Annotated in this window: 12 protein-coding genes; all 12 read left to right on the top strand. The window is 40.2% G+C overall.

Annotated features, from left to right (window positions below; translation table 11 throughout):
- Positions 1-121: 121 nt before the first annotated feature.
- The 12 genes from INF29_RS15400 (at position 122) to INF29_RS12795 (ending at position 10668) form a co-directional block, all read left to right on the top strand.
- Positions 122-250: a helix-turn-helix domain-containing protein gene (locus INF29_RS15400; RefSeq protein WP_193487047.1), complete on the top strand. Its 129-nt coding sequence runs from the start codon at positions 122-124 to the stop codon at positions 248-250.
- Positions 251-563: 313 nt separating this feature from the next.
- Positions 564-755, top strand: a complete 192-nt coding sequence (locus INF29_RS12835) for a MerR family transcriptional regulator (RefSeq protein ID WP_193487045.1) — start codon at positions 564-566, stop codon at positions 753-755.
- Between the two features lie 16 nt (positions 756-771).
- Positions 772-1158, top strand: a complete 387-nt coding sequence (locus tag INF29_RS15140; protein ID WP_278736183.1) for an Arm DNA-binding domain-containing protein — start codon at positions 772-774, stop codon at positions 1156-1158.
- A gap of 41 nt (positions 1159-1199) precedes the next feature.
- Positions 1200-1946, top strand: a complete 747-nt coding sequence (locus tag INF29_RS15135; RefSeq protein ID WP_330608335.1) for a site-specific integrase — start codon at positions 1200-1202, stop codon at positions 1944-1946.
- 17 nt (positions 1947-1963) lie between these two features.
- Positions 1964-2749, top strand: coding sequence for a tyrosine-type recombinase/integrase (locus INF29_RS14850; protein WP_243184175.1), 786 nt, complete (start codon positions 1964-1966; stop codon positions 2747-2749).
- On the top strand, positions 2746-3291 hold the full coding sequence (locus INF29_RS14845) for a tyrosine-type recombinase/integrase (protein ID WP_243184174.1): 546 nt from the start codon (positions 2746-2748) through the stop codon (positions 3289-3291). The genes INF29_RS14850 and INF29_RS14845 overlap by 4 nt, the downstream gene beginning before the upstream one ends.
- 210 nt (positions 3292-3501) lie before the next feature.
- Positions 3502-5481 (top strand): excinuclease ABC subunit UvrB, encoded by a 1980-nt coding sequence (gene uvrB / locus INF29_RS12820; RefSeq protein ID WP_193487043.1) that lies wholly within the window; start codon positions 3502-3504, stop codon positions 5479-5481.
- Between the two features lie 20 nt (positions 5482-5501).
- On the top strand, positions 5502-5945 hold the full coding sequence (locus INF29_RS12815; protein WP_193487041.1) for a GNAT family N-acetyltransferase: 444 nt from the start codon (positions 5502-5504) through the stop codon (positions 5943-5945).
- Positions 5946-5979: 34 nt separating this feature from the next.
- Positions 5980-8814, top strand: a complete 2835-nt coding sequence (gene uvrA, locus INF29_RS12810; protein WP_087989738.1) for an excinuclease ABC subunit UvrA — start codon at positions 5980-5982, stop codon at positions 8812-8814.
- Positions 8815-9018: 204 nt separating this feature from the next.
- Complete coding sequence (locus tag INF29_RS12805; RefSeq protein WP_087989739.1) at positions 9019-9330, top strand: hypothetical protein; 312 nt, start codon at positions 9019-9021, stop codon at positions 9328-9330.
- Positions 9331-9495: 165 nt separating this feature from the next.
- Entirely contained in the window at positions 9496-10170 is a 675-nt protein-coding gene (locus INF29_RS12800; protein WP_207727539.1) for a single-stranded DNA-binding protein, read from the top strand.
- A gap of 15 nt (positions 10171-10185) precedes the next feature.
- Positions 10186-10668, top strand: coding sequence for a cob(I)yrinic acid a,c-diamide adenosyltransferase (locus INF29_RS12795; protein WP_159432911.1), 483 nt, complete (start codon positions 10186-10188; stop codon positions 10666-10668).
- The last annotated feature ends 204 nt before the right edge of the window (positions 10669-10872 follow it).

The following is a 10872-nucleotide window of genomic DNA, read 5'->3' as shown; positions in this document are numbered from 1 at the left end:
TTCTTTTGAAGTCTTCGTCATAGCGAATACCTTTGCTGTTTGTTGACATGTAAATACCTCCTTTTGGTGTCTACTTTATTGTAATAGATAGTTACTTTATGTGTCCACTTTTTTAATATAGATCCACTCCCTGCGTCTTGTTTCGACAGAGGATGGTGATTATACAGAACAAATTGATGAAACTGTTAAAAAAATGTTGGAAACAAGTTTGATTGCAGCCGTTATGAAATTTGATCCATGTAAAAATTGAACAATACATAATATTTTTTAAAGCGATTTGAGAACCTTGAAAACTAAATATGGTAGACAGGCGGATAACATAATAATGATACTTCTGTTTAGCCACAGTCCGAGCGTGATAAAACCGTCGCAAGCAATGGGGACAGGTCGTCTGAAGGGGACAGGCTGCTATTTGCAGACCTATGGATGAAAATCGTTCGCTTGTTATAGTTAAAATATAAAATGTCAAGTATGCAATTTATATTTTTGCACATTTGGAAAGTATTTCGAGTTTAGATAAAATAATTGCAGAATCATTTCTGCGCGCGGGAGATGATACATAAATGAATGATACATCTGAAAAAATGGTATATGATGCTTCTGATATACAAAGAATACTTGGAATTGGAAGGAGCATGACCTATGTTTTTTTGGAAAAAGTTTATGAAGATCAAGCCCCATTTAAAGTTATTAAAATAGGTAAATTATATCGTGTTCCAAAAAAATCTTTTGATGAGTGGCTTGATAATCCTTAAATAAGGAGGAATATCTATGGATCAAAAAAATGGATGTGCGTTTTATGAAAATGGTTCTTGGTATCACAGAACTAAAGTTTTAAATGAAGATGGAACAGTGAAATATAGCAAAAAGGGAGGTTTCAAAACAAAAACTGCTGCTGAAAAAAGTTTTAAAGAATATGAAAAGAATTTTCAATCTTCTTTAAGAAAATATCAGTTAGCACAAAACCAAGATGATTCTATTACATTAAAAAATTATCTACTTTATTGGTTCGATGAAATTTTTTCTAAAAGAATTGAGCCAACAACTCAAATGGTATCAAAGTTTGTTTTAAATAGTTATATACTTCCGTTTCTAGATACTGATATCAAAATTAAGTTTGTTAGTGTGGAGTATATAGATGAACTATTGAAAAAATAGCCCCAATTTCTGCATCAGCTGGAAACAAGTCGAGAGAACTTTTGAATATAGCATTAAAAGATGCTGTATCAGCTGGTTATTTGAATAGAAACCCTGTAAGTGCATCAAAGACATATCCAAGAAAAAAAGCTAATATTTTTGTATTGGATAAAGTACAAACAAAACGGTTACTAAATGCTGCAAAGTATAATGAATGGTATTTAGAGATTTTATTAGGAATATTTTGTGGGTTAAGAAAAGGAGAAATACTTGGTTTAAAATTTGGTGACTTCGATTTAGAAAATCATTCTGTTAAAATCTCAAGACAGCTTTCAAATAACCCACTAATTGATAATAAAAGTAACAAACTGGTTGATGAATATAGACAAGTTGAAAAAGCTCCAAAAACAAATAACAGCTATAGAACATTAAAAGTTCCTCAAATTATAATAGATGAATTGGTAAAAAGAAAAGGGTGGGTAGAATACTGCAAAAACAGTTATCTGGATCAGTATGAAGACCATGATTATATCAGCTGTCAGAAAAATGGAAAACCACATTCAATGGCTTCTATGAATATTGCACTAACAAAGATTTGCAAAAGGAATGGCTTGCCCCCAATCAGTGTACATAGCCTAAGACATATATATTCTACGATTTTGATGGAAAAAGGAGTACCCCTTGTTCAAATTTCGGCTGCACTCGGTCATGAATCTATTCATACTACTTTTGAATATTACTGTGATGTAATGAATGGAGATAAAGAAATTATTGAATTTATGAACCAATCATTTGTACCAGATTGTTAATGAAAAGGATGATGTTTATGCTACATGATACCGGTGCACAGAAATACGTTAACTGGGAAGTGACCAATGTAATTCAAATAAAAAACAAATATGGATTTAGGATAGTTCTTCACTACTTGGATGGTACTAAGAAAATACAGCAAAAATCGGGTTTTCTCACAAAAAAGGTAGCCAATGAAGAACGGAACAAAACAATAGGGGCTTTATATAGTGGGACATATATTGTTTATACTGATATATCTGTAAATGATTTCTATGTTCATTGGTTAGAAGATGATATTAAAAATAGAGTAAGAAGCAGTAATACATACAATTCTTTTAAAAATATAGTTTATAATTATATCTTGCCTATGCTAGGAACAAAAAAACTGATCAATATAAGTAAAGGTGATGTTCAAGATCTATACAAAGTTTCGGCTTTGAAATCTCCATCTTCAGTCAGAAATGTAAAAACTGTAATGAATATATCATTAAAATATGCCGTAAGCAAAAAAATGCTATCTACGAATCCAGCAGAAAATGTTCCGTTGCCTAAACATATAAAAGCGAAACCATATAGAACAAGAAATATCAATTCGCAAAAGACACTTACATTAGAACAGTTATATACCTTAATAGAAGCCAGTAAGAATACACCAATCTATTTACAGGTATTGTTTAATGCGTTGATGGGACTTAGAAGAAGCGAAATAATAGGTCTGAAGTATTCAGACATAGATTTTGTTGAACAAACATTAACTATTCAAAGACAGTTGGGAAAACCCCTTGATGTAAATATAGAAGAAATCAGAAAAAAACTTTGACAAAACAAGAACTAGGATTAAAAACACAATCCAGCTATCGAACTTTAAAAATTCCTGATTATGTGTTTCAAGCTATTTTAGAACAGCGAAAAATATATGAAAAGAATAAAAGCAAAAGAAAAAAAGAATTTTTAGATGAAGGCTATATATGTTGTTCCACATATGGTCATTCCAGAAGTAAAGACTTCCATTATAAATATTTTAAAAAATTACTGGAAGAAAATAATTTACCTAATATCAGATGGCATGATTTAAGAAGTTCATATTGTACGCTTTTGTTGAAAATGAATTTTAGTCCTAAGGCAGTATCAAATTTGATGGGGCACGCAAAGGAGTTAATTACGGTTGATGTATATGGGGATAATGCTCAGCTGATTACGGACAACACTGAAGCATTAGACCAATTCATACAAGAATTAACTTTATTACCCTATGAAGAATTTGATGCAGTACAAGATAGTAATGAAAACATTTCTGTCATCGACATTGGAACAGAAATAGAACAAATGTTTGTATATTTTCGCTGTTCCCCTATACTTTAGTATTTAACTGTGATATACTTCTTAGTAGCTTGTTTTTTGAATAATTATATGTGATGATATATAATGCTATTTAATGTTATTCTGTTTTAAAATTTTGATTTTAGTGACCAAAATTCGTAAAAGGGCTTTTTTGGGCAAAAACGGAATATCTGCCTTTACGAATGATGGGCTGACAGTAATCACTTCACTTTGTGCGAACGGAGGTGTATCATGGACAAACCATTTAAAATACATTCAAAATTTCAGCCTACTGGCGACCAGCCACAGGCAATAGAAAAGATAGCCGAGGGATTTAAAAAAGGCTTGAAATTCCAGACTTTAAAGGGTGTTACAGGCTCTGGAAAGACTTTTACAATGGCGAATATTGTAGAGAAATTACAGAAGCCTACACTGGTCATTGCACACAATAAAACCCTTGCTGCACAGCTTTACAGCGAGTTTAAAGAGATATTCCCAGAAAATGCGGTGGAATATTTTGTTTCTTACTATGATTACTATCAGCCGGAAGCCTATGTGCCCAGCACCGATACCTATATTGAGAAAGATTCCGCAGTCAATGAAGAAATCGACAAACTGCGCCACTCTGCCACAGCGGCACTGGTGGAACGGCAGGATGTTATTGTTGTTGCCAGCGTATCCTGTATCTATGGTCTGGGTGACCCGGAAGAATACTATGGCATGATGCTTTCTCTCCGTCCCGGTATGGAAAAAGACAGGGATGAAGTGCTGCACAGCCTCATTGAAATGCAGTATGACAGAAATGATATGAATTTTGAGCGCGGTACCTTTCGTGTTCGCGGGGATGTAGTGGAAATTTTCCCTGTGGCATCCTCGAAATATGCTGTCCGTGTGGAATTTTTCGGCGACGAAATCGACCGCATCACGGAAATCGACGTGGTGACAGGAGAAATCATTGGTACCAGAAATCATATTTCCATTTATCCAGCATCCCACTATGTGACTTCGCCGGAAAAAATGCAGATGGCCATTGCCCGTATCGAAGCAGAACTGGAAGAACGTCTGGCAGAGCTGAAGAGGGAGGACAAGCTGCTGGAAGCCCAGCGCTTGGCACAGCGCACCAATTATGATATTGAAATGCTGAAGGAAATGGGATTCTGTACAGGTATTGAAAACTATTCCCGTCATTTATCCTTGAGAGAAGCAGGCAGTACGCCGTTTACGCTCATCGACTTCTTCCCTGATGATTTTCTCATTATTGCCGATGAGTCCCATGTTTCCATTCCCCAGATTCGTGCCATGTACGAAGGGGACAGATCCAGAAAAACCACACTGGTGGACTTCGGGTTCCGTCTGCCTTCCGCTTTGGACAACCGTCCTTTGAAATTTGCGGAATTTGAAAGCAAAATCAATCAGCTGCTGTTTGTTTCTGCCACACCTTCTGTGTACGAAAAGGAACATTCCCAGCAGACAGTGGAACAGATCATCCGCCCCACAGGGCTGTTAGACCCGGAAATCTCCGTGCGACCCATTGCAGGGCAGATAGACGACCTTCTTTCAGAAGTTCAGAAAACTACCGAAAAAGGACAGAAGGTTCTGGTAACCACACTGACTAAGAAAATGGCGGAGCGTCTGACAGATTACCTCAGAGAAGCCGGTGTGAGAGTGCGTTACCTGCATTCCGATATTGATACGCTGGAACGACTGGAAATTATTCGCGATTTGCGTATGGATGTGTTTGATGTGCTGGTAGGCATCAACCTGCTGCGAGAAGGGCTGGATATTCCCGAAGTCAGTCTGGTTGCCATTTTGGACGCGGACAAAGAAGGCTTCCTTCGTTCGGAAACATCACTCATTCAGACCATTGGTCGTGCTGCCAGAAACGCGGAAGGTCGTGTTATCATGTATGCCGATGTGATGACGGAAAGCATGCAGAAAGCCATCGACGAAACCAACCGCCGTCGTGGTATCCAGCAGGCGTACAACGAAGCCCACGGCATTACGCCCCAGACCATTGTGAAGAAAGTCCATGATGTCATCCAGATTACCAAAGCGGCAACGGAAAAACAGAAATTTGGTCTGGAAAAAGACCCGGAATCCATGAGCGAAAAAGAACTGAAAAAACTTATTCAGACTTTGGATAAAGAAATGAAGCATGCTGCCATGGAACTGCAATTTGAACGGGCAGCGGAACTGAGGGATAAAATTCTGGAACTGAAAAAACTCATGTAAGATGCGAAAGGGGGAACCCTATGAATTATCGAGTATTGCATCTGGCAGATCTGGAACGTTTTCTGGAACTGCGTATGGAATTTCTGCTGTCTTATCAAGATGTACCCAAAGACTTTCAGAATATAACAGAAAATTATTTGCGTAAACATATGGGAACGGAAGATTTGCTTCTGTTGGCAGCGGAGGAGGAAGGCAGTCTGGTGGCTGCCTGCATGGTTTGTTTTTACGAAACCTGTCCTATGGTGGACAACCCCTCCGGCAAATATGGAGAATTGCGCAATGTTTACACAAAGCCAGCCTACCGCAGGAAAGGCATTTCTGAAAAGCTGGTGGGCATGGCACTGGAAAAAGCCAAAGAGAGAGGCGTGACCAAAATGCGTCTGCATTACACAGATGATGGTCTGCCTTTGTATCAGAAAATTGGTTTTGTACCAGAAGAAAGATATATGGAAAAAGATTTATGATACATTTCCTTTTATAAGGAAAAAAGGAGAGAATATGAAAAACGAAATCGTCATCAGGGGTGCCAGAGAGCACAACCTGAAAAATATAGATTTGACCATTCCCAGAGATAAACTGGTGGTCTTTACAGGTGTCAGCGGCTCCGGGAAAAGCTCCCTTGCCTTTGATACCCTTTACGCGGAAGGACAGCGCAGATATGTGGAATCTCTGTCCTCTTATGCCAGACAGTTTTTGGGTCAGATGGAAAAGCCTGATGTTGACCAGATTGATGGGCTTTCTCCCGCTATTTCCATCGACCAGAAAACAACCAGCCATAACCCCCGTTCCACGGTTGGTACCGTTACGGAGATTTATGACTATCTGCGTCTGCTCTATGCCAGAATTGGTGTGCCCCATTGCCCCAAATGCGGCAAGGAAATCAAAAAGCAGACCATTGACCAGATTGTAGACCGTGTGCTGGAACTGCCGGAACGGACAAAAATCCAGCTTCTTGCGCCTGTTGTCCGTGGGAGAAAAGGGGAGCATGTGAAGCTGCTGGAAGACGCCAAAAAAAGCGGCTATGTCCGTGTTCGTGTAGATGGTATCATTTACGATTTGTCTGAAGAAATCAAACTGGAAAAGAATAAGAAACATACCATCGAAATCATTGTGGACCGTTTGGTGGTAAAAGAAGGCATCCAGAAACGTCTGACAGAATCCATCGAAACCGTCACTGCACTGACAGGGGGACTATTGGTGGTGGATGTGAATCAGGGGGAAGATGAACTGGTATTCAGCCAGAATTTCTCCTGTCCTGACTGTGGCATTGATCTGATGGAAATTGAACCCAGGCTCTTTTCCTTTAATAATCCCAGCGGTGCATGTCCTACCTGTACCGGGCTGGGGATGCAGATGAAGTTTGATGAACAGCTCATTGTGCCAAATGACAGCCTTTCCATTGCTGGAGGCGCCATTGTGGCACCGGGGTATAACTCCATTTCCAGTAAGGATACCATGACCAGAGTTCTTTTTGATGCATTAGCGGAGGAATACGGATTTTCTCTGGATACACCTTTCCGGGAACTGCCGGAGGAAATCAAAAAGATTATTTTCTATGGCACTGGCGGCAAAAAATTGCGGATTACCTACACCAATTACCGTGGCACAGGTTCTTATGATTATGCCTTTGAAGGCATCATTCCTAACTTGCAGCGGCGTTACAGCGAAACATCCGAAACTATGCGTGGAGAATATGAGGAATACATGACGAATATCGAATGTCCTTCATGCCATGGGATGCGTCTGCGTCCAGAGGTTCTTGCCATTACTGTAGGCGGAAAAAATATTTCTCAGGTTACAGAAATGTCTGTGGCAGATATTCAGAAATTTTTCCAGAACCTTCAGCTCAGCGGCAGAGATGAAATGATTGCGGAACGGATTTTGAAAGAAATCCATGCTCGTATTGGTTTTCTGGTGGATGTTGGGCTGGATTATCTTACATTGTCCCGGGCAGCAGGCACTCTTTCCGGCGGCGAAGCCCAGAGAATCCGTCTTGCTACACAGATTGGCTCCGGTCTGGTAGGGGTTGTGTATATTCTGGATGAACCCAGTATTGGTCTCCATCAGCGGGATAATGACAAACTGCTGAAAACATTGCAGCACTTGCGGGACATTGGAAACTCCCTCATTGTGGTAGAACATGACGAAGATACCATGTATGCGGCAGACTTCATTGTGGATGTAGGCCCCGGTGCTGGAAAAGACGGCGGCAATATCATCTGCACCGGCGATGTGGAAGAAATCAAGGCATGTACCGAATCTTTGACGGGGGATTACCTCAGCGGCAGAAAGAAAATCGAAGTGCCGGAAAAACGCCGTCCTGTTAATCCCGAAGCCATGCTTCATATTGTGGGAGCGGCAGAAAATAACCTGAAACAAATCAATGTGGATATTCCACTTGGCATTTTCACCTGTGTTACAGGCGTCAGTGGTTCCGGTAAAAGCTCTCTGGTCAATGAAATTCTCTATAAACGATTGGCAAGAGATTTGAATCGTGCAAAACTCCGTCCTGGTAACCATGAAGATATGAATGGACAGAATCAGCTGGATAAAGTCATCAATATTGACCAGTCTCCTATCGGACGTACCCCTCGCAGCAATCCTGCAACCTATACGGGGCTTTTTGATATGATTCGCGATGTATTTGCCCAGACCACGGAAGCAAAAATGCGTGGGTATCAGAAAGGCAGATTCAGCTTTAATGTAAAAGGCGGCAGATGTGAAGCCTGCGCCGGGGATGGTATCATCAAGATTGAAATGCACTTCCTGCCGGATATTTATGTACCCTGCGAGGTTTGCCATGGCAAGCGGTACAACCGGGAAACGCTGGAAGTGAAATATAAAGGCAAGACCATTTCCGATGTACTGGAAATGACGGTGGAAGAAGCTTTGGAATTCTTCGAAAATATTCCCAGAATCAAAGCAAAATTGCAGACACTCTATGATGTAGGTCTTTCCTATGTGCAGTTGGGGCAGTCTTCCACAACTCTTTCTGGCGGGGAAGCCCAGAGGGTGAAACTGGCAACGGAACTGAGCAAGAAAAGCACAGGACGCACCATGTATATTCTGGATGAACCTACTACGGGGCTTCATATGGCGGATGTCCATAAGCTGGTGCATATCCTGCAGCGGCTGGCAGAAGGCGGCAATACGGTGGTTGTCATTGAGCATAATCTGGATGTGATCAAAACAGCGGATTATATCATCGACTTGGGACCGGAAGGTGGTACCGGCGGTGGTACCATCGTTGCCTGCGGTACACCGGAGGAAGTATGCGGCGTGCCGGAATCCTATACCGGAAAATATTTGAAACCCATATTGGACAGAAAATGAAAAAAAGAAAATCCGATGTATTTGCGTTCATCGGATTTTCTATTGAGTAAAAAATTTTTTTTGACGAAAAAAACGGTTTTTTGTTGGAAAATCAATACTTTTTCATTTTGTGAAAACATCAAAAAATGCGGTTGTTATTGACAAATCCGTTGGTTATCAGTACCATAGAAACAGATAGCTTTAGTAAAATTGCGGAGGAAGAACATGGCAAGAAAAGAACCTGTTTTGGATTTTGAACAGTCCAGAAAGAGGGTAGCTGATTATTTCGGCTGTGACGGAGATTTTTTTTTGAAACCTCTTTTGGATCTGGAATGGGCGATTAAAGGAGAAGAAGATTTTCATTTTCTTTCTTATTGGACAGCAGAAGGAAAGAAGATTGACGCTGTGATCGTGAAAAAAGGCGGCGAACCGATGATATATGAAACAAAAGACTATACCATGGTGGTGGCAATCGATTGTGTGAAGATTGGTTTTATTTTCCGTAATGGAAAACACATCACCGATGGAGAAGGATGAGAAAAGAAAAGATCGTTTTATCCAAAACGATAGTATGAGTTAGGAACAAGATGTTTTTCTGTTTCAACTTCTAAAGGCTTTTGTTCAAGCATAAAGTAAGTTACAGAAGAACAAATGCCGGAGCGTGAGCAGTTGCTGCGGCACAGAAAAGGGGAGAAAATGCAAATGAACAGTTTGCCTGAAAACAATTCCGTTGTCATTACGGGTGTTGTAGTAGAAGATGGCGTATTCAGCCATGAAGTTTATGGTGAAGGCTTTTATACATTCAAGATTTCTTCAGAACGACTCAGTGAAAATGCAGATATTCTGCCGATTACCGTATCAGAACGTTTACTGATGAATCAGGATATTCAGCGCGGTAAGCATGTAAAAATCAAAGGTCAGCTGAGAAGTTACAATAACTATACTGGAAATCGCAGTCGGTTGGTACTGACGATTTTTGTCAGAGATATTCAGGTATTGGACGAAGAACAGATGCACAATGAAAATGAGATCATTCTCAATGGTTTCATCTGTAAAGCGCCTATTTACCGGAAAACACCTTTTGGCAGAGAAATTTCGGATGTATTGATTGCGGTAAACCGTGCATACAATAAGTCAGACTATATTCCCTGTATTACCTGGGGACGAAACGCGAGATATATTTCCTCACTGGAAGTGGGTACAGCCGTGAAAGTATGGGGTCGTATCCAGAGCCGTGTATATCAGAAGAAAAACAGCGATCAGGTGGAAGAACGGATTGCTTATGAAGTATCCGTATCCAAAATATCTCTGCATACAGAAGAAAATGCGCCGCAGGAAAATGCGACAGAGGAAACACAGACTGGTTTGGCGAAATAACAGGAGTGAACAATGGTGAAAACAGGACAAATTGCAATTTATTATGGTGCAGGTAAAGGAAAAACAAGTGTATCCCTTGGCAAAGGCGTTCGCGCCCTTGGAGAAAACCTGCGGGTGGTGATGATCCAGTTCATGGATTATCATAACAATCAGGAAATTGCATTGCTGGAAAAACTGGAACCGGATTTTCGTATCTTCCATTTTGAAAAAGATCGGGAAGGTACGGAAATGACAGAAGAAATTCGCAAGGAAATCGCTTCGGAAATCCGAAATGCCTTTAACTTTACGAAAAAAATTCTGGATACAGGTGAATGTGACATGCTGATGTTGGATGGTATTCTGGAATGTGTGGAAGAAAACTATCTGTCAGAAGAAGAAGTGGTGGAGATGATGGAAAAACGTCCCAATACCATGGATATGATTTTGACAGGGGCAAGTCTGCCGGAATCCATTGCCCAGAAAGCAGACCATATTTATCAGATCGTAACAGAAAAATAAATCCCATTTTCAGGAAAAAAGACTGTGCTTTCGGCACTATTTCAAAAGAAAAATAAAAGAAGCTGGAATTTTTCATTATGAACTGAACCCCATTTGTTAGACAGTATGATATACTGAATAACAAGTGGGGTGATTTTTATGCCAAAAGGAGTACCAAATAAACGATATACACCAGAATTCAAGAAAATGGTAATAGAAACTATG

It is taken from the genome of Anaerotignum lactatifermentans, from assembly GCF_014982935.1.
GTDB classification, from domain to species: domain Bacteria; phylum Bacillota; class Clostridia; order Lachnospirales; family Anaerotignaceae; genus Anaerotignum; species Anaerotignum lactatifermentans.
Note: the sequence above shows the minus strand (reverse complement) of the source record. Positions and strands in the feature narration are given on the sequence as shown.

Bases quoted from the DNA above. Each gene is read 5' to 3' on its own strand.
- INF29_RS12800 (WP_207727539.1), top strand. From the start codon at position 9,496: ATGAACAGTTTGCCTGAAAACAATTCCGTTGTCATTACGGGTGTTGTA.
- uvrA (WP_087989738.1), top strand. From the start codon at position 5,980: ATGAAAAACGAAATCGTCATCAGGGGTGCCAGAGAGCACAACCTGAAA.
- uvrB (WP_193487043.1), top strand. From the start codon at position 3,502: ATGGACAAACCATTTAAAATACATTCAAAATTTCAGCCTACTGGCGAC.
- INF29_RS12835 (WP_193487045.1), top strand. From the start codon at position 564: ATGAATGATACATCTGAAAAAATGGTATATGATGCTTCTGATATACAA.
- INF29_RS12805 (WP_087989739.1), top strand. From the start codon at position 9,019: ATGGCAAGAAAAGAACCTGTTTTGGATTTTGAACAGTCCAGAAAGAGG.
- INF29_RS14850 (WP_243184175.1), top strand. From the start codon at position 1,964: ATGCTACATGATACCGGTGCACAGAAATACGTTAACTGGGAAGTGACC.
- INF29_RS15140 (WP_278736183.1), top strand. From the start codon at position 772: ATGGATCAAAAAAATGGATGTGCGTTTTATGAAAATGGTTCTTGGTAT.
- INF29_RS12815 (WP_193487041.1), top strand. From the start codon at position 5,502: ATGAATTATCGAGTATTGCATCTGGCAGATCTGGAACGTTTTCTGGAA.